We start from the raw sequence: 19,172 nt of genomic DNA, 5'->3' as shown, positions 1-19,172 counted from the left end.
TTATCTTTACTTACAATCAGATTTAATTTATAATTTTATCAATATCGGTTTTTTCTTGTGGAAGAAAGCCGTTGGTATTCTGAGTATTTAAAATATATCCTTATAATTACTTATATTTAGTTATAGGAAAGTATAGATTTGGGTTGATTTATTTGATTAATGATTAACAAACTATCGTTTTGCAATTATTTAGCTTTTCTTTTTGTCGGGATACCTGTCCTGACTATGGCGCAGGCTACGCAAAGCGACGGAAAGCGTAGCAATACTATACAAACTGCCGCACCGTTTTTATTGATTACTCCCGATGCCCGTTCAGGGGCAATGGGAGATGTGGGGGTCGCAATTTCGCCTGATGCAAACTCATTGCACTGGAATCCGGCTAAGCTTGCATTTCTTGATAAACCAACCGGGCTTTCGGCTTCATATACTCCATGGTTAAGAAACCTTGTTCCCGATGTTGATCTTGGCTATTTAACTTTTTACCATCGTTTGGATGAAAGAAATACTATAGGAGCCGCGCTTCGTTATTTTTCTTATGGATCCATTCAGTTAACTGATAACAGCCAGAATGATATTGGAGTCTATAGTCCGAATGAGTTTTCGCTGGAGGGAACTTTTTCCAGAAAGCTCGGAGATGGATTCTCACTGGGCTCAGCAATCAGATATATCCGGTCGAGTTTAAGTAACGGGCAGTTTAACGGACAGGATATTCAGCCTGCAACGGCATTGGCAGCAGACGTTTCTGCTTATTTTAAACAGGGAACTATTTTACTGGGTAAAGATGCCGAGCTGGCTTTTGGGGTTAATATTTCCAATATCGGAACAAAGATGAGTTATTCAGAAGGTGGGTCTAAATCATTTTTACCGACAAACCTGAAGCTGGGAACCGCAAGTACCTTTATACTGGATGATCTGAATACTTTTACCGTAGCGCTTGATTTGAATAAGCTGATGGTTCCAACCAGTCCGGTACGCGATGCAAACGGAGAAATTATTGATGGAAAAGATCCTGACCGTTCTGTACCGGCAGCAATTTTTGGTTCATTTATTGATGCACCCGGAGGTTTTTCTGAAGAGTTTAATGAAATCAGTTATTCTGTTGGTGCTGAATACTGGTATAACAAGCAGTTCGCTGTGCGTTCAGGATATTTTTATGAGGCTCCAACTAAGGGCGACAGAAGGTATTTTACGGTTGGCGCCGGGGTAAAATACAGCGTGTTTAATCTTGACTTTGCATATCTCCTTGCGAATCAGCAAACCAGTCCGCTGGCTCAAACCCTGCGCTTTTCACTGGTATTTAATTTCGAGAAATAATTTAATGAAAATCAGAGTTGGTTTTGGGTTTGATGTTCACCAGTTAGTCGAAAATCATCCATTTATTCTGGGCGGAGTAAAACTTGAACATCATTCAGGGGCCTATGGTCATTCGGATGCGGACGTGCTTGTACATGCTATCTGCGATGCATTATTAGGGGCCGCTAATTTACGTGATATTGGTTTTCACTTTTCGAATACAGATGAGCGCTGGCGGGGAATCAGTAGTTTGATACTTTTGAGGGAATGTGTTAAACTCCTCAATCAAAAGGGATGGAATGTGGGCAATATTGATGCAATGTTATGTCTTGAGGCTCCCAGGGTCAATCCGCATGTCCCCCGGATGAAATTGAATATTGCAGAGGCCGCAGGGATTTCAGAAGATGATATTTCGATAAAGGCAACAACTAATGAAACGATGGGTTTTATAGGCCGCCAGGAAGGCCTGGTTGCCTATGCAGTATGCCTGATTGAGAAGTCTGCCTGAGCTGATCCTTATTTTGTATCCGACGGTTTAATATCGCTGAAATCTGCAGTGCATTTCCCGCAATTACTTGCACATCCTTTTTTGCTGTTCAGACTTCTGTAAAACATACGTCCGAGATATAATACAGCCAGAAGGAATACAATTAATACCAATATAAGCTGGATATCCATGACGTAAAATTATCAAAATTTAATTGCCTGAAGGTCAGTTTCCTGTAAATTAATATGAATTAAATCTATTCAATAATATTCGCTGAAGTATCTCAGAGGCCGGATTTCATCAAACTGCTGCAGCTTAATCGTCTCCGATTAATGATTTTGCATTATTCTCCTTATTAAATCGTACCTTTGCAAAAAATTTAAGAATAATTTTTTAATGCAAAAAATAAGGAATATAGCGATCATCGCTCACGTTGACCACGGTAAGACTACACTGGTTGATAAAATTTTACACCAGACTAATCTGTTCCGCGACAATCAGGAAACCGGTGATTTAATACTGGATAATAATGATCTTGAACGTGAACGTGGTATAACCATCGTTTCCAAGAACGTTTCAGTAAACTACAAAGGTATTAAGATCAATATTATTGATACTCCCGGGCACGCCGATTTTGGTGGTGAGGTAGAGCGTGTTTTGAAAATGGCTGATGGGGTAATCCTGCTTGTGGATGCATTTGAAGGTGCAATGCCTCAGACTCGTTTCGTAACACAGAAAGCTCTTTCACTCGGATTGAAACCGGTAGTTGTAGTCAATAAAGTTGATAAGGAGAACTGTCGCCCGGAAGAAGTTTATGAGTCGATCTTTGAACTCTTCTTTAACCTTGAAGCAACAGAAGATCAGTTGGATTTCCCAGTATTGTACGGATCTTCAAAACAAGGCTGGATGAATACCGACTGGAAAGTGCAAACTGAAGATATTACTCCATTGCTGGATACCATTCTCGAGCATATTCCTGCTGCGCCAAGTGCTGATGGAACTTTGCAGATGCAGATCACTTCACTTGATTATTCATCTTTCGTTGGTCGTATTGCCATTGGCCGTGTGGCGCGTGGTGTGATCAAAGAAAATCAGCCGGTTTCCCTGGTGAAGCGCGACGGAACGATTCAGAAATCAAGAATTAAGGAATTATACACTTTTGAAGGCCTTGGAAAGATTAAAGTAACCGAGGTCTCTTCAGGAGATATTTGTGCTGTAGTAGGTATTGAAGGTTTTGATATCGGTGATACCATTGCTGATTTTGAAAAGCCTGAGCAACTGGAAGTTATTAAGATCGATGAGCCAACAATGAATATGTTGTTCACGATTAACAACTCACCGATGTTTGGTAAGGAAGGTAAGTTCGTAACCTCACAGCGTTTACGTGAGCGTCTTTACAAAGAGATGGAAAAGAATCTTGCTTTGAAAGTTGTTGAGACTGAATCACCGGATTCTTACCTTGTTTACGGTCGTGGAATTCTCCATTTGTCTGTACTTATCGAGACCATGCGCCGCGAAGGTTATGAGTTACAGGTAGGTCAGCCTCAGGTAATTATCAAAGAAATTGATGGTATGAAGTGTGAGCCGGTTGAGACACTGATCGTTGATGTTCCTGCAGAAGTATCCGGAAAGGTTATTGAACTTGTAACCCAGCGTAAAGGTGAATTGCTGATTATGGAGCCTAAAGGTGATCTTCAGCATCTTGAATTCGAAATCCCTGCCCGTGGTATTATCGGATTAAGAAATAACGTACTTACTGCAACTGCAGGTGAAGCTATCATGGCACATCGCTTTAAGGCATATGAGCCATGGAAGGGAACCATTCCCGGTCGTTTGAACGGTGTTCTTGTATCGATGGAAAAAGGTACTACCACTGCATATTCAATTGATAAGCTTCAGGATCGCGGACGTTTCTTTATTGAGCCTGGTGTTGACGTTTATGAAGGACAGATCATGGGTGAGCACATTCGTGATAATGACCTGGTTGTAAACGTGGTTAAAGGAAAAGCATTAACCAATATGCGTGCTTCCGGTACTGATGATAACGTTCGTATTGCAACTGCAGTGAAATTCTCGCTGGAAGAAGCAATGGAATATATACAGGCAGATGAATACATTGAAATTACTCCTAAGAGTATGCGTTTACGTAAGATTTATCTTACAGAGAATGAACGTAAGATCAATGCAAAGAAGTTTGTGAATCAATAAGAGCACGAACGTATTTTAAAATAATAGGTGAACGGCCCCGGATTTAATCCGGGGCTTTTCTTTTATATTTGTTTTAATGAAGTTTCCAGCGGTACCCGGTTTCGACCAGCAAGCTTTTGATAAATACCTGAAGAACACCGGCTGGCTGTTCCTTGCCAGGGTGGGAAGTTTGGGTATTAAGATACTTGCCGGAATTGCCGTTGCGAATTATCTCGGAAAAACCGCCAATGGCCTCCTGAACTATCCGCTGGTTTTCGTCACTTTTTTTATTGCAGCGGCTGCACTTGGGCTCGATGGTTTTATCACCCGCGAACTGCTTGCCGGGCCGGAAAAGAAGAATAAATTACTGGGGACAGCCTTTTTTATGCGTTTTTTCGCCGGAATTCTGATTATTCCTCTTGCCGGACTAAGCTATATTCTGCTGAAAGGTAATCAGGGAGATATTCCGCTTTCTTACATTCTCATTGCCTCCGGGGTGGGAATTGCACAATCCCTGAATATTATTGACAGTTATTTTCAGTCGAAGGTACAGGGTAAATATGTGATGATGGTTCAGGTTGCAGCTAACCTGATTTCTGCCGGGGTTAAGCTTATCCTGATTTATATTTCTGCCCCCTTGTACTGGTTTGTCTGGACAATACTGGCCGATGCAGTTTTACTTGCGGCAGGATACCTTATTACTTACACACACAGAGGCAACCGGATTACAGAATGGTCTTACGAATCAGGTCTGGCCCGGAATCTGCTGAAGCATTCCTGGCCTCTTGCTTTTTCAGCTATCCTGGTTACGGTTTATATGAAGATCGGACAGTTAATGGTTGAGAGCTTCCTTGGTGCAGGTGCTTTGGGCATTTACTCTACGGTAGTTAACTGGAGTGAGAGCTGGTATTTCATACCCGTGGCTATTGTAACCTCTGTTTTTCCGGCAATTATGAATGCCCGAAGAGATGATCCGGCCAGATATCAGAAAAGATTGGTGGATATGTACGATCTGATGGTGATCATCAGTCTGAGTATTGCGGTATTCATGACTTTTGCTTCAAACTATATCTACAGGTATTTTTATTCTGCTGAATTTGCTGATGGTGCTTCTATCCTGTCTATTCATATCTGGGCAGGGGTTTTTGTGTTTCTGGGCAGCGCAAGCGGACAATATCTGATTGCTGAAGGGCATACGAGGTATTCTTTATATCGTACAGGTGCCGGTGCTGTAATTAATGTTATACTGGGATATTTCTGGATTCCGGTATATGGACTTCAGGGTGCAGCTTTTGCTACATTGATCGCGTATTTCTCGGCAACTTTTTTTATTCTTGTTTTCCCGGAGACCCGGAAACAGGGACTTAATATGCTTAAATCCTTATTTTTAATTTCTATTATTCAAAAAATCGCAAAACGTTGAAAAAGACGGAATCATATACAAGCCTGTTAAGTCCGGCGAGAATCAGAACCTTATTGTCTTTCGGCATTAAAGGATATTTAGCAGAAATAGGATGGTTCAGATCATTCGATAGTAAATCTCCTGTTGATGGTCATTCAGAGCCTATTCCATGGGTAACTTACTCTTTTATTGATTTTATTTCTGACCGGATAAAGAAGGAACACAGGGTTTTCGAATTTGGTTCAGGTAATTCTACATTTTATTATGCTAAGCGAGCATTAAAAGTAGTTTCAGTTGAGCATGATAAGGCATGGTTCGATAAAATCTCCTCGGGTAAACCTTCAAACTCAGAAATGATATTCTGCGAATTACAGACAGCGGGAGATTACAGCAGGATGCCTGCAAGCATGGGACAAAAATTTGATATAATTATTGTTGATGGCAGAGACCGTGTGAATTGCTGCTATCAGTCGCTGGCTGCTCTAAGTGAAAATGGTGTAGTTGTTCTGGATGATTCTGAACGTGAGAATTATGCTGACGCGATTACTTTCTTTAAAAATGAAGGGTTTAAGGAGCTTTCGTTCAGCGGGATTTCGCCGGGCTTATTTTACCGTAAATCTACTTCTGTATTTTATAAAGCAAATAATTGTCTGGGAATTTAAGATGAGCGAAGAAATTATCAGTGCAGATGTTAAGCAGGCCTATGATGAATTTTATGCAGGGCGGGATGAGCAGTGGAGAATGCTGGGTGCGAAATATAAGGCAAAAAATATAGTTGATGTTTGTTTCGGGCAGACGTTTACTAAAGTGCTGGAAGTGGGTGCCGGAGATGGGAGTATTCTGCACTACCTTTCAGAATGGAATACATTTCCTGAAATGCATGCACTGGAAATATCGCAAAGCGGACTTGAGCAAATCAATAAACGGGCACTTAAAAATGTAAAATCTGCCGGCGTTTTTAATGGTTACCACATTCCTTTTGATGACAATGAATTTGATCTGGTTATTCTTGCTCATGTACTTGAACATGTAGAGTTCGAGCGTATGTTACTGCGCGAGATCAGAAGGGTATCCAAGTATCTAATAATCGAAGTCCCCTGCGACTACCGTTATGGAGTTGATCTGAGGATGAAACATTTTCTGGATTACGGTCATATTAACATGTATACCCCAACGTCATTACGTTTTTTGGTCCAATCTGAGGGCTTTGAGATATTGAACGATAAGGTATCTATGATTGAACCTGAAGTAAGCAAATTCAATGCCTTTGTTAATCAGAAGAAGAGCAAAAGCTTTTTTCGCCAATTCAGGATTGATGCGGAATATTTCATTAAGCAGTTGATTATTATCTTCAGTGGCCGAAAACGACTGGAATCTTTTGCCAATGCTTATACTATTCTGCTTCGGAAAAAGGGTGATCTTGATATTTTTTGAACTTAATACTCTTGGCTGAACAGCAATGAACCCAACGAGATTAAAATAATCATTAAGCATACTGGGCAATGATTATTTAATCATCAAAGGCTCCATCCCGCACGTGCGGGATTAAAAAACAAAAAATAAACGGATGAAAACTTTATATCTTTCGATTCCCCTTCTTCTGATCATGTTTGCCGGTTTTTTCCTTGGTGAAAGAAACTCTGATCATTATCAGTTTGCTTTAGACACGATCAAGCTCGAAAAGCCCTTTACCGAATCGCCGGTGCTTTCGGCCGGAGAGTCGCTGAAAGCCATGAAAATTGAACCCGGCTTCAGCATACAGATCGTCGCTGAAGAGCCGCTGGTTAATTCACCGGTTTCTGTATTATTTGATAAAAAGGGACGTATCTGGGTAGTTGAAATGGAGAATTATATGCCGGATACGGTTGGTACCGGTGAAGATCAGCCTACAGGTAAAGTAGTAATTTTAAGCGACAGGAACGGGGATGGCAGGATGGATCACCGGCAGGTATTTTTAGATTCACTGGTATTACCAAGGGCAATTTGTCTGATTGAAAACGGGCTGCTGCTTGCTGAATCTCCGAAGCTTTGGTATTACGAAATTCAGAATGATAAGCCGGTTAAAAGAACGCTGGTTGACCCGGAATATGCAGAGGGTGGTAATGTTGAGCATCAGCCAAATGGCTTATTCAGGGCGATAGATAACTGGATATATAATGCAAAATCATCAAAGCGATATAGAAAAGTGGGTGATAAATGGCTGATCGAAAGAACTCATTTCCGTGGACAGTGGGGGATCAGTCAGGATGATCAGGGACGATTGTTTTATAATAATAATTCTGAGAATCTTCAGGGCGACTTCTTTAGTCCGGGTTTGGGAGCATCAAATGATAATCAGCAAAGGCTGAGAGGTTTTTCAGAGAACATCATTAAGAATAATCGTGTATATCCAATCAGGCCAACCCCCGGAGTGAACAGAGGTTACATGAAGGATATTCTGGATGATAGTCTGAGACTGGTGAATTTCACGGCAGCCTGTGGTCCGGTTATTTTCAACAGCATACTCTTTGGGAAGGAATATTATGGAAATGCATTTGTTGCAGAGCCTTCTGCAAATCTGATCAAAAGAAATATTATTAGCGAAAAAGGTTATCAGGTTGCCGGTCGACAGGCCTACACAGAACGTGAATTTCTGGCAAGTACAGATGAGCGTTTCCGGCCTGTAAATCTGAATGTTGGTCCGGATGGGGCTTTGTACATCGTAGATATGTATCGGGGGATTATTCAGCACAAGACTTACTTAACCCCATATCTGAAGAATCAGATAAAAGCCAGAAACCTGACTGAACCCTTATCCTTTGGCAGGATTTATAAAATAGTTCCTGCGGGGAAAAAAGTCAGGTCACAGACTCTTCCTTCGGCAAGGGCTCAACTGCTGCCTTTATTAAATCATTCAAATGGATGGGTACGTAATCAGGTTCAGCAGATATTGGTCGACAGCAAGAATAAGAGCCTGGAAAGTACATTGAGGACCATGCTTCATAATAGAGTTAAAACCCAGTCTGCTATTCATGCCTTATGGACGATGGAGGGTCTGGGCGTCTTAAGAAAGACAGATGTTTTGCCGCTTTTGAATGAAAAAAACTGGACTTTAAGAGCGCAGGCCTTGAGTGTCAGCCCTTCAGTAATCAATAAAGAAAACTACAGGGAGTTCTTAGGTAAGTTCAACAGAATGCTTTCTTCCAATGATACATTGTCAGCACCTTATCTCGCTTTTCTTGCCGGTAAAATCCATACGTTTAATCCAGCTGCTGCCAGAAGTTTACTGATCTCAGTTTCAAAAAAATATCCGGATAATATTTTTATTGCAGATGCTGTAATCAGTAATCTGAAAAATCAGGAGGCCGGTTTTTATGATGAGCTGAAGGCTGATACCTCACATGCAATCAGCAGGCAGCTGAAAAAAGTAATGGATGATCTGAAAAAGAAGAGTGCCGGTTCTCCCGATCTGTCAAAAGAATACCCTAAAGGACTGGCTTTATACCGGTCAGTTTGCCAGACCTGCCACGGGCCTGAGGGAAACGGGATCACAGGGCTTGCCCCGCCACTGAATGGTTCTGACTGGGTAAAGGGAGATAAAAGCAGACTTGCTAAAGTTGTGTTGTATGGCTTAAGCGGACCAATTACGGTATCATCCAAATTGTATAAAGCTCCGGAAATTAGTGGTGAAATGCCGGGAATTGCAGCCAACTCCAATTTCTCTGATGAAGAAATCACTCAGGTTTTAAACTATATCCGTAATGCCTGGACTAATAAGGCTGATAAAATAACTAAAGAGGAACTTGCCGGTATTCGCTTGAAATACAAGGGAAGACAGCAGGCCTTTACCGAAGAAGAACTTAAATGATTGACCGTTTCATAATAACATTAACAACAATCGTTCCGTACGCTAATTACTAACCACTGCTAATGCAAAACCTTGCTCCCATAGCCTTGTTCGTTTATAACCGTCCGGATCATACCAGACGAACACTTCAGTATCTGAAACAGAACAGATTGGCTAAACAATCACTTTTATTCATTTTTTCTGATGCGGCAAAAGATGAGAGCCAGAAGGAGATGGTTGAGGAGGTAAGGGATATAATCAGCAGTGTGGATGGCTTTAAGCATGTTGAAATTGTAAAAAGAAGGAAAAACTTAGGATTAGCAAACTCCATTATTGACGGAGTTACACGACTGACGGAGGAATTTGGGAATGTAATTGTATTTGAAGATGACCTGATCAGTTCTGAACATACCCTGAAATATTTTAATGATGCCCTGAAACGCTATGAGAAGGAGGAAAAAGTGATGCATATCGGAGCTTATATGTATCCTTTGAAGAATGAAAACCTGCCTCAAACTTTTTTCTACAGGGCAGCAACCAGCTGGGGATGGGCTACCTGGGACAGGGCCTGGAAGAATTTCGAACCGGATATAGATAAACTTATCTCACAATTCGACACTCAAAAAATACATCAGTTTTCGATTGAAGGAAGCATGAATTTCTGGAAGCAGATTGTTGAATTTAAGAACGGAAAGAATAATTCCTGGGCGATTCGCTGGTATGCTTCAATTTTTCTTAAGGATGGTTTAACACTTAATCCTTCACAGTCACTGATCAATAATATAGGGCATGATGGAACAGGAATTCATTCTGGAATAAACGATATCTATAATGTGATCATCAATCCTTTGCCTGTTACTTATTTCCCGGATAAGCTTGAAGAAAATCATGAGGCCTATCTCGCAATAAAGCAATTTCTTAAAAAGAGAAAGGGCAATTTGTGGCAAAGAGGACTGCGCTTCCTGAAAGAGAAGCTTAAATTAAATCGCTAAACTATTTTTTCTCTCGTCCGCGTTTGCAACTTTCTCTCATCCGCGTTTGCAAACTACCGTGTACCCACATCTTCTCAGTTCAAATATTTGAGGATTTTTATTGACACTGAAAGGGTCAGATGTATATAGCAATAGTTGACATACAATCCCGATCCCGAAGGCGATCGCATGTGTATAAGCTCTTTCACATACGATCGCCTTCGGCGTCGGAGCCTGGTTGTCATCACATTTCTATAAATTTTCGACAACCTTCGGTGTCGGGCCATCAAATTTATCCTGATTATTTGTGGGTACACAGTAGGTTTCAAACGAGGACGACGATTATGGGACGATATGGTGAAGCTCAAACAAAAGCAGTAAACTATTGCTTTTTTCTCGCTTCTAAAACAATATAAGGTGATAATGTTCTTGACTCAACGGGAATTAATTTGGTGATAACCTTACCAATGATCCAGATACTTTTGATGAAAGCTTTAGTCAGAGCAGATTTCTGATCCTTGTTTTCCAGCCATACACTATACCGGCCCCAGTAACCTGCCTGAGATACCTCCAGATTCAGATCTTTTAATATGCCTTCCAGATAAACGGTATCCATACAGTCGATATAATGTTTCAGGTAGTTATCCTTATCAAATGTCTTTTGAACCCAGCCATTTACACTTCTGAAATTAGGAAGGGTAATAAACAGGGTGCCCCCCGGATTTAAAAACTCAAGATGCCGTTCAATAATATCTTTTGTATCCTTAAAATGCTCAATCAGTCCGCAGGAAAGTACAAGGTCATACTTCTGCTCCGGTTTGTATTGAAATATATCATTTTCTATCACGGTGATATCGCTTTCCTGAAGGCCGTTTTTGTTCAGCACCTTTTTTAAGATACCCGGATGGATAAAGTAATCAAAAAGAGTTGTTTTGACACCCAGATATTTGGTCAGAAATATGGAATAATAGCCCGGAAAACCACCCAGTTCAATGGCAGTTTTAATCTGCTGTTTTTTAACGATCTCTTCAAGCTGCTGATGGAACAGATAGTTTTTATCTATGCTGATGGCCAGATCGGGTTTTGACTCCCAGTAATTGGTCCAGAATTTCCGGTCAGTTAGTTGATTCTCCATTCAGAAGCAAAGAAAACAAAATTTTAGATATGCTGGTGCTATTATATGTAATGCCTGTATTGGTTATCTGAAACTATAACCAACAGAGGCTCCAAACCAGACATATTGGTGTGATTTAAGGCTGCTGATATAAGGAGTCCAGGTTGCTCTGAATAGCAGACCATCTTTCAGAGGTTGATACCTGTAACCCATATTAAGAAAACTTAAAGGCCTGACCTGAGGTGAATCTCCGATATCTACAAGGGCGATTTGAGGAGTTATCCCAAGACCCGTTTCAAAGCCATGTCTTTGTTTGCCCAGGATGTAATTTATTGTTAAAGGAATTGAGATATAACGGTCAAATTCAGCGAAACTGTTATCAAACAATTGGCCTAACCCAAGCCCTGCTCTAAAGCCAAATCCATCGTTTTTGAATCGTTGTATCCGCATATCGTAGTTTAAGGACAGTAAGGGGCCATTTCCAAGCGCCTCAGCGAACACTGCTCTTCTGAAACCCTGTCTGTCTGAGGGGATTGGTTCTGCACGACTATATTTAACTTCCGGCTTTTTTGTTGCATACCTCAATTGAAGGTCTAATCCAATATAGTTTGATCTTGTAGCATAGCCGCCATGATAAGTTTGATCATACATTTGGACAAATAGGGTACCATCCGCAATTGGTTTTATTCCCCAGCTTTTCCGGATACCAAAAACGAGATCGACCTGGTCGGATACTCTCCGTTCTATACCAAGAGAAATGCTGACATCTGTATGCAACTGAGGACTGATGGGAGGTAAGTTGATCTCAATGTCCGGCGGACCGGCATTTGGATCATTGAGATTCCAGGGTATAGCTCTATTAGCGGTGTAGTAGGTTATATCACTTTCCCTGCCCCGATGGTAAAACCGGATATTTGGTCCCGCTGATAAACGGAACATATTTTGGTTCCGCTTAAAACGATATACCGGCTGAAATGAAAGTCCATAATAAAAGTAATTTTCACCCATTGAATTTATGGAAATATTGCCTGATCCCTGCCTGGTTCCAAAGGCATTTAATGGTGCTTCAATAGACTGATTACATGCCACAACTCCCAAATCGATACCGGTACTTATAGCCCAGTTTTTCTTCAGTTGGTGAGAATAATCAATTCCGGAGTCGAAGGAAAGCGTTCTTTCTCCGTATATCCTGGCTGGAGAGGGATTATCAACTTTAGGGTTCGAAATCATGTTAGGAGTGAATCGCAAACCTATTGTATTCTGGGCTTTTCCTGTCTCTGATATTAAAAGAAGGAGCATTGTGGCCATCAGGCCGCAATGCCTTAGAACTTTAAAATTCATATTAGTCCAAATACTTTGTAAAGGAGGTTCCATCAACTGTAAATATAGCCTTACCTTCACATGATCTGATATACGTAGATTGATTCCACTTAATTTTTTGGTTTAGATAGATATTGATTTTCAGACGAATTCTATTCAAATGGAGTAAAAAAAAATCACAATTGTAAATTCTTACACCAACAGTTAATTGCCCTATATGAACGGGCTTTTACTCTATTTTACTTAGAATAAAGCGACCTTTATAGCTTTATTCTAAGTATAGTCCGGAGGTTAGAATCAGGATAATGCTTATCTCCTTACTAAGGGAAATAAAAAAACAATCATGGCAAGTTTATATGAGTAAAAGGTGAAAGGGAATGAGTAAACGGTATGTTTTATTTCGTTGATCTTTTTATTGCTTTTGAAAATCCTCATAAGGAAATGTTATGAAAGATTTTCTGAGACATATTAGAATCTATCCCTGCAATTAATGATATGAATTGTACTTTTGGGATAGTGAGAATTATCCATTTGAATACCTATGCCGGAAACGGTGGCGCCGGGAGGGCATCTCAGAGGTTGAATAAAGCTTTGAAGGCTCAGGGTATAGACTCTGTACTGGCTGTTAATTTTCTTTTCAGGCCCGACCGCGGGGTGGAGAATCTCTCTAAAGGCTTTTTTGCAAAATGGATCACTGCGGCAGGAATAATCATTGAGAGGATTCTCGCAAAGATTTTTACCAAACCTGTCCCAATTCCCTTTTCTTTTCCGGTATGGGGGAGGGATGTTTCAACAAACAGCTTATTGAAATCTGCTGATATTATTCATCTGCACTGGATAAATCATGCTTTTCTAAGACCGGAGGATATAGCCGCTTTGAAACAACTGAATAAGCCGATTGTCTGGACCTTTCATGATATTAATGCATTTACCGGTGGCTGTCATGTAAAATATGAATGCGATCATTATCTCAGGGAATGCGGGAATTGCCCTGTTTTAAAATATTCAGGTGACGAGGACAGTTCGCACCGGATCTGGATCCGTAAAGCAAAGGCTTATCAGAATCTGAAATTTACCATTATTGCTCCCGGAAGCTGGATGGCAGAAACAGTCCGCAAGAGTAATATGCTTGGGAATCATGCAGTTCTTAATATTCCGAACACGCTGGATTTGAAGATATTCAGTCCGGAAGATAAAACTGCTGCCAGATTAGCTTTGGGTTTAAGTCCGGATCGTTTCATACTGATGAGCGGATTTATGCCTTCGCGCAAGGATATGCATAAGGGAACTTCTTATCTGATTGAGGCACTCGAAATCCTGCAGAGAGATCATAAAATATCTCCGGATAAAATTGAGCTGGTGGTGTTTGGTAACCGTGACGAAAAAAATGTTCCTGATTTCGGAGTTTCAACCACTTTTCTGGGAACCATCAATGATGATAAAAAACTAAGTTTATGCTATAGTGCGGCAGATGTTTTCCTGGCGCCATCACTGGAAGATAATCTTCCGAATACGGTAATGGAAAGCCTGGCTTGCGGAACTCCTGTTGTTGCTTTCACTACCGGAGGTATTCCGGATATGGTAAAACATAAAGAGAATGGTTATCTGGCAGCGTATCGTTCTGCTGAGGATCTTGCGGCCGGCATTGTCTGGGTTTATGAATATCCCGACAGGATGGAACTGAATCTTAACTCACGGAAAATCGTTGAAGAAAAATTCTCTGAGCAAATCGTTGCCAAACAGCATATTGAATTGTACGAATCACTGTTAAATGAGTATGTTCCAGCCTAAATTAAGCGTCATCACAATTGTTTACAATAATGTTCGTGATATTGAGCGAACGGTACTTTCTGTGCTGAATCAAACCTATCCGAATATTGAATACCTGATTATCGACGGAGCTTCAAACGATGGCACCCTGGATGTACTGAAGAAGTATGAAATCAGATTCAGTAAAATGATTTCAGAGAAAGATAAGGGAATTTATGATGCGATGAATAAGGGACTTGCTCTGGCGAGTGGTGATTATGTTTTGTTTATGAACTCAGGGGATGAGATTTATGCCCCCGATACGGTTGAGAGGATTTTTAGTCTTTCTCCCGATGCGGATATTTATTACGGTGAAACAGAAATGTATGATGAGGACTGGAACAGTCTGGGTCGCCGTCGCCATCAGGTACCTGAGCATTTTACCTGGAAGGACTTTAAATATGGAATGAGTATCAGCCATCAGGCAATTTATATCAGGAAGAGCCTTACTGAATCCTATGACCTGAATTATAAACTGAGCTCAGATATCGACTGGATAATAAAAGCCGCAAAGAAAGCCCGGAAAATTGTCAACGCGCGTATGTATGTTGCGAAATATCTGGTTGGCGGCATGTCAAAGAAAAGGCATCGCCAAAGTTTGATCGAGCGCTTCCATATTTTCTCAAAACATTATGGCCTGATTCCTAATTTATTTAACCATGCTGTTATTGCAGGTAAACTTGGCTTTTATTACCTGAAGCACAGGAAGACGAATGATTAGGGGAGTTTTACGTAATACGTGATAAGTTTTATGTAATAAGTTGTACGTAATACGTGATAAGTTTTACGTAATACGTAATAAGTTGTACGTTTCGAGCATGCCGGCAGTATTTTCTTCTTAAGATTGTAATTCCCGGTATAAAGAAATCTGTTGATTCAGGCAGAGCTTTTAACGAAGAGAAATGAAGGAAAATATTGATCGGATGAATCATTCACCCGATCAATAAAATAAATCAGGCTTTTACAGCTTCCTGATTATTCTTTTTGCTTTCAGCATAGATCGCATAAGCTAATCCAAGTACCAGAAGAATTGAAGCAATCAAAGAAATAGTTTCTCCTGTGTAATATGAAGCAGGTTCGAATTTGAATTCAAGCTTATGGTTTCCAACGGGTAGCTGAGCGGCACGAAGCAGATAATCAGCCCTGAAATAAGGGATCTTTTCTCCGTCAACATAAGCATTCCATCCTTTATCATACCATATTTCAGAGAAAACAGCCAGTGCATCCCGACCTGAAGAATATTCGTACACCATATGGTCAGGATGGTAATTGGTGAGTCTGATGAAAGCATTTTCATCATAACCAACTTTTTTTACATCAATCAAAGGTTTGAATTCTTCATGTACAACCATAACCTTTTTAGGGTCAAAGCTGTTGATTGCCAGCATCTCCTCATCTGCATTTTTAACGTACTCAACATTTGAAACGAACCATGCATGTCCGGCGGCAGTCGAACGGTTTTTCATGGTTTCTTTTTGCCCGTTCTGATCTGCGGTGATTACATATTTGGTGTTAAGCATGTCCAGGACATCCTCATTGATCGCTCCATTAAATTGCTTATCAAGAACTTCCTGATATCTTTTCAGTTTAGCTGCATGATAACCACCTAAGCTTTTATGGAAGAAAGAAGGAGTTGAATTGGAAAAGGGATTCCCCTGACTTAAATCCAGTACTCTGTAATAAGATTGATCGCGCATAATAAGCTGATCAACATCTCTTGGCTTGAATTGCTGAGCAAGAACACTCTTATCTACGAATTTTTCGTTGTTAAGATAGCGTCTGTCAATATTCCACATGTCTATCAGCACAGCTGCAAACAGAATGATAAAAGTAACCTGGGGGTTTAATTTTTGTTTGATCAATGCCCAGATCAATCCCGCTCCAATCAGTACAAAGAATAATGAACGCAATGCATCCATACGCGCTAAACTTATTCTGTCTTCAACCAGTGCATTTGCAATTGATTCAGCAAAAGCTTTATCACCATTTGTAATCTGAGTTAACTGATCAATAAGCAGTCCATGTGTTTGTGCTTTAAAACTCAGGAAAGCTGTCGGCACAGCGATCAGGACAAGCAGCAAACCTCCTGTAATGCACAGGCTGTATAATAACCCCTTGTTTAAGCTTTTAGGGTCTTCTTTATGAAATGCAACCTCTTTTACTGCAAGAATTGCTAGTACCGGAACCAGGAATGCGGTGATAACCAAAATTGATTCAACCGCTCTGAATTTGTTGTATAATGGAAAATAGTTAAAGAACAGATCTGAAAGGAACGGTAAATGTCTGCCGAATGAAAGCAGAAGACATAATGCACTTGCACTGACAATCCACCATTTAAACCTTCCTTTAACGATGAAGAGGCTCAATACAAACAGGAAGCAGATAATAGCTCCAAAGTACCATGGACCGGCGGTAAATTGTTTATCGCCCCAGTAAGTGCTTAGTCCGACCTGGCTTAATTGCTGCATTGCCGGTACTACCTGTTCAGCAGGGATTCCCTTAGCCGCAAGAGTTTTGGCAACCTCAGAATTCTCGTCAAGGTTAGCACCTGAAGCACCTCCATACAGGTTCGGAACAAGGAAGGTAAGACTTTCGCCTAATCCCTGACTCCATTGATAGGCATATTCTTTGTCGAGGCCATTATTAGGTTCAGCTTTATCGATAGTTAAATTTGATTTACCCCTGATCGTTTCTTTGCCGTACTCATAGGTAGTCCATAGCATACCGGCATTTACAGCAACAGCCAATAAGGCCGCAGCTGCCAGATAGCCGGCAGACTTAATAAAATCCTTTGTTGTTTTATCTTTTACTGCATGATAGAGTTCAATACCCAGATAAATCAGAATCGCAATGAACAGATAATAGGTCATCTGTATGTGATTTGTTCTGATCTCAATAGCAAGGAACAGAGCGGTCAAAGCTGCACCGGTAAGGTATTGTTTTCTGAATGCAAGTATAATTCCGGCAAGAATAGGCGGGAAAAATGCGATTGCCATGGCCTTATTGCTATGGCCTGCGTCAATGATCTGAAAGTTATAGGATGAAAACGCGAAGGCAATAGCACCTGCAGCTGCCAGCCATGGGTTCATTCTTAATACACAGAACAGAAAGTATGCTCCTAAAAGATAAAGAAGAACAGTATCAATAGGATTCGGAAAAACAGTCTTAAAGAAAGAGATCACATAGGTGGTCACATTATTTGGATACTGAACCCAGATCTGAAAAGCGGGCATTCCCCCAAACATGGAATTGGTCCATAATGGCCCTTTGCCATCTTTTGCTTTAAAATCCATGATTTCTTTTTGCATTCCCTGAGCCATGAGAACATCGCTCTGATAGAGGGCTTTACCCTGTAATGCCGGACTGAAATACACAAAACATAAGGCGATAAATATTCCTATAATGGCCAGATGTATAGCATTGCGCTTAAACCAGTTATTCATTCTGTTTAATTTAGTTGAATGCCAAAAATAGAAAAAAGCTTAAACCTGCAATGCCTGTTATTAAGCTTTATGAAAATAAATCACACAGAAAAACAAATTGCCTGTGATTTTACAGGAAGAGAAATAGAGAATTAAATAAAATGCCTGATTACAGATCAGTTTTTGATCTCTTCATATTCCACAAAATCACCGGCATGATCCCCACGGTTCTTAGTCTTTGGAGGCATATAATCAACCCTGATTTTCCCATCGGGATCAGATTGTCTTTGTTGTTGCTGATACCTTTGATTAGCCTGATTCTGAGCCTTATTCATCATAGATTGAAAAAGTGCAGGCAATAGCAGACGGACGATCATTCTGATCAGCCATAAAATGCAGATGGTTATGAATAAAAATTTTAATAAACCCATTTTAATAAATTCTGGTCGTCAAATATAGATGATAATTTTTTGAATATGTTTCAGACAAATTAAATGTTACACTTGAATTACTCTGGAGAAGTTTATTACCGGGAAGATTTCTCCCCGAAATAGCAATAAATTTTAATCAATGATTTGCTCATTCTCTAATCACTAGTGTCCGGGGAAAGTATTTATTAAGGTTTAGCCCGGCAGCAGAATTGAAACTCTTGCCATATTTAGGAAATAGGGTATTTTATTAATGATTGAATTATTTTAATCTGGGGTATAGACGTATCGCTCAATAGGGCCTGCCTTTAGGCGGGTTGTAATCGGCGTGATTCAATTCGGGCTTCAGCCCCACATATAGCAGGTTAGAAAATAACGTAAACCGGTGCTTCAGCGCCGACAACATTTAATCGTGCTGAAGCCCGATGCGGGTGTTCCGGTATAAACGGATTATTTTGGGCTGAAGCCCGAAATATCCCACTTGTATACCCCCGCTTAAAAGCGGGGCCTATTGAGCGAGTGCGCTAATAGTGGGGCTTGCTTTTTGAAATCAGGAAATAAAATCGTTCACGATACTTTTTAAAAGGATATTTTTAAACATTTTATTTTTACCGGACAACAATAATTCTCGAATTTGCTAATTTCCTTCCATTGGCAACCCGATAGGCTATCGGGTCAACTAATCATCATATTGACAAATTGCACTTTTTTTACGTCATCTCGAAGGATGTAAGACTGAGAGATCTCCTGCTTAAAGGCACTCACTCCCATTCATCAGCAGATTTCTCCTTGCGTCAAGTATATTTTTAGGGTAAGAATTTCGTTCGCTCGTACGACCTGCCTGCGGTAGCTACCCTGTATACACAAATATAATGAGAATAAACACGCATCTTAGCTGAAAAAATACCATGGA

15 protein-coding genes are annotated in these 19,172 nt (G+C 40.5%); 10 read left to right on the top strand and 5 right to left on the bottom strand.

Translation table 11 applies throughout. From position 1 onward, the window contains the following. Positions 1-159 precede the first annotated feature (159 nt). Together porV and ispF are read left to right on the top strand one after the other, a co-directional pair. Positions 160-1,314 (top strand): type IX secretion system outer membrane channel protein PorV, encoded by a 1,155-nt coding sequence (gene porV / locus P2W72_RS05600; protein ID WP_276359927.1) that lies wholly within the window; start codon positions 160-162, stop codon positions 1,312-1,314. A 4-nt stretch (positions 1,315-1,318) separates the two neighbouring features. Continuing rightward, positions 1,319-1,801 (top strand): 2-C-methyl-D-erythritol 2,4-cyclodiphosphate synthase, encoded by a 483-nt coding sequence (ispF, locus tag P2W72_RS05595; RefSeq protein ID WP_276359926.1) that lies wholly within the window; start codon positions 1,319-1,321, stop codon positions 1,799-1,801. Positions 1,802-1,809: 8 nt separating this feature from the next. Here the strand turns inward: ispF and P2W72_RS05590 are convergent, their stop codons facing one another. Continuing rightward, the gene (locus P2W72_RS05590) at positions 1,810-1,971 is read right to left on the bottom strand and encodes a FeoB-associated Cys-rich membrane protein (RefSeq protein ID WP_276359925.1); all 162 of its coding nucleotides are present in this window, start codon (positions 1,969-1,971) and stop codon (positions 1,810-1,812) included. A gap of 205 nt (positions 1,972-2,176) precedes the next feature. Here P2W72_RS05590 and typA point away from each other — a divergent pair, with 205 nt between their 5' ends. The 6 genes from typA (at position 2,177) to P2W72_RS05560 (ending at position 10,187) form a co-directional block, all read left to right on the top strand. After that, positions 2,177-3,988 carry a translational GTPase TypA gene (gene typA / locus P2W72_RS05585; protein WP_276359924.1) on the top strand — a complete coding sequence of 604 codons (1,812 nt, stop codon included), beginning with the start codon at positions 2,177-2,179 and terminating at the stop codon, positions 3,986-3,988. 76 nt (positions 3,989-4,064) lie between these two features. After that, on the top strand, positions 4,065-5,390 hold the full coding sequence (locus tag P2W72_RS05580; protein ID WP_276359923.1) for a flippase: 1,326 nt from the start codon (positions 4,065-4,067) through the stop codon (positions 5,388-5,390). Then, positions 5,387-6,031 carry an FkbM family methyltransferase gene (locus tag P2W72_RS05575; protein ID WP_276359922.1) on the top strand — a complete coding sequence of 215 codons (645 nt, stop codon included), beginning with the start codon at positions 5,387-5,389 and terminating at the stop codon, positions 6,029-6,031. Before P2W72_RS05580 ends, P2W72_RS05575 begins: the two co-directional genes overlap by 4 nt. 1 nt (position 6,032) lies before the next feature. Further along, positions 6,033-6,803, top strand: a complete 771-nt coding sequence (locus tag P2W72_RS05570) for a class I SAM-dependent methyltransferase (protein ID WP_276359921.1) — start codon at positions 6,033-6,035, stop codon at positions 6,801-6,803. A gap of 133 nt (positions 6,804-6,936) precedes the next feature. Then, positions 6,937-9,216 carry a c-type cytochrome gene (locus P2W72_RS05565; RefSeq protein ID WP_276359920.1) on the top strand — a complete coding sequence of 760 codons (2,280 nt, stop codon included), beginning with the start codon at positions 6,937-6,939 and terminating at the stop codon, positions 9,214-9,216. A 62-nt stretch (positions 9,217-9,278) separates the two neighbouring features. Beyond that, positions 9,279-10,187, top strand: coding sequence for a glycosyltransferase (locus tag P2W72_RS05560; protein ID WP_276359919.1), 909 nt, complete (start codon positions 9,279-9,281; stop codon positions 10,185-10,187). Positions 10,188-10,548: 361 nt separating this feature from the next. Here P2W72_RS05560 and P2W72_RS05555 read toward each other — a convergent pair whose 3' ends face one another. Both P2W72_RS05555 and P2W72_RS05550 read right to left on the bottom strand, forming a co-directional pair. Beyond that, positions 10,549-11,301 (bottom strand): class I SAM-dependent methyltransferase, encoded by a 753-nt coding sequence (locus P2W72_RS05555; protein ID WP_276359918.1) that lies wholly within the window; start codon positions 11,299-11,301, stop codon positions 10,549-10,551. 63 nt (positions 11,302-11,364) lie between these two features. Next, positions 11,365-12,621 (bottom strand): hypothetical protein, encoded by a 1,257-nt coding sequence (locus P2W72_RS05550; protein WP_276359917.1) that lies wholly within the window; start codon positions 12,619-12,621, stop codon positions 11,365-11,367. A gap of 474 nt (positions 12,622-13,095) precedes the next feature. Here P2W72_RS05550 and P2W72_RS05545 point away from each other — a divergent pair, with 474 nt between their 5' ends. Beyond that, positions 13,096-14,391, top strand: a complete 1,296-nt coding sequence (locus P2W72_RS05545; RefSeq protein ID WP_276359916.1) for a glycosyltransferase — start codon at positions 13,096-13,098, stop codon at positions 14,389-14,391. Further along, a complete protein-coding gene (locus tag P2W72_RS05540; protein ID WP_276359915.1) occupies positions 14,372-15,130 on the top strand; it encodes a glycosyltransferase family 2 protein in 759 nt (252 codons plus the stop codon). Before P2W72_RS05545 ends, P2W72_RS05540 begins: the two co-directional genes overlap by 20 nt. Positions 15,131-15,362: 232 nt before the next feature. Here the strand turns inward: P2W72_RS05540 and P2W72_RS05535 are convergent, their stop codons facing one another. Further along, a complete protein-coding gene (locus tag P2W72_RS05535; RefSeq protein WP_276359914.1) occupies positions 15,363-17,852 on the bottom strand; it encodes a YfhO family protein in 2,490 nt (829 codons plus the stop codon). Between the two features lie 155 nt (positions 17,853-18,007). After that, positions 18,008-18,262 carry a DUF4834 family protein gene (locus P2W72_RS05530; protein ID WP_276359913.1) on the bottom strand — a complete coding sequence of 85 codons (255 nt, stop codon included), beginning with the start codon at positions 18,260-18,262 and terminating at the stop codon, positions 18,008-18,010. Between the last annotated feature and the right edge of the window lie 910 nt (positions 18,263-19,172).

The sequence above is a fragment of the Daejeonella sp. H1SJ63 genome (assembly GCF_029360775.1).
Classification (GTDB): domain Bacteria; phylum Bacteroidota; class Bacteroidia; order Sphingobacteriales; family Sphingobacteriaceae; genus Daejeonella.
The sequence above is the reverse complement of the archived record's forward strand: the minus strand, read 5'-3'. Positions and strand labels throughout refer to the sequence as shown.

What these genes read in the sequence shown, in the direction of transcription:
- porV (WP_276359927.1), top strand. Translation starts at nt 160, where the DNA reads ATGATTAACAAACTATCGTTTTGCAATTATTTAGCTTTTCTTTTTGTC.
- ispF (WP_276359926.1), top strand. Translation starts at nt 1,319, where the DNA reads ATGAAAATCAGAGTTGGTTTTGGGTTTGATGTTCACCAGTTAGTCGAA.
- P2W72_RS05590 (WP_276359925.1), bottom strand. Translation starts at nt 1,971, where the DNA reads ATGGATATCCAGCTTATATTGGTATTAATTGTATTCCTTCTGGCTGTA.
- typA (WP_276359924.1), top strand. Translation starts at nt 2,177, where the DNA reads ATGCAAAAAATAAGGAATATAGCGATCATCGCTCACGTTGACCACGGT.
- P2W72_RS05580 (WP_276359923.1), top strand. Translation starts at nt 4,065, where the DNA reads ATGAAGTTTCCAGCGGTACCCGGTTTCGACCAGCAAGCTTTTGATAAA.
- P2W72_RS05570 (WP_276359921.1), top strand. Translation starts at nt 6,033, where the DNA reads ATGAGCGAAGAAATTATCAGTGCAGATGTTAAGCAGGCCTATGATGAA.
- P2W72_RS05565 (WP_276359920.1), top strand. Translation starts at nt 6,937, where the DNA reads ATGAAAACTTTATATCTTTCGATTCCCCTTCTTCTGATCATGTTTGCC.
- P2W72_RS05560 (WP_276359919.1), top strand. Translation starts at nt 9,279, where the DNA reads ATGCAAAACCTTGCTCCCATAGCCTTGTTCGTTTATAACCGTCCGGAT.
- P2W72_RS05555 (WP_276359918.1), bottom strand. Translation starts at nt 11,301, where the DNA reads ATGGAGAATCAACTAACTGACCGGAAATTCTGGACCAATTACTGGGAG.
- P2W72_RS05550 (WP_276359917.1), bottom strand. Translation starts at nt 12,621, where the DNA reads ATGAATTTTAAAGTTCTAAGGCATTGCGGCCTGATGGCCACAATGCTC.
- P2W72_RS05545 (WP_276359916.1), top strand. Translation starts at nt 13,096, where the DNA reads ATGAATTGTACTTTTGGGATAGTGAGAATTATCCATTTGAATACCTAT.
- P2W72_RS05540 (WP_276359915.1), top strand. Translation starts at nt 14,372, where the DNA reads ATGAGTATGTTCCAGCCTAAATTAAGCGTCATCACAATTGTTTACAAT.
- P2W72_RS05535 (WP_276359914.1), bottom strand. Translation starts at nt 17,852, where the DNA reads ATGAATAACTGGTTTAAGCGCAATGCTATACATCTGGCCATTATAGGA.
- P2W72_RS05530 (WP_276359913.1), bottom strand. Translation starts at nt 18,262, where the DNA reads ATGGGTTTATTAAAATTTTTATTCATAACCATCTGCATTTTATGGCTG.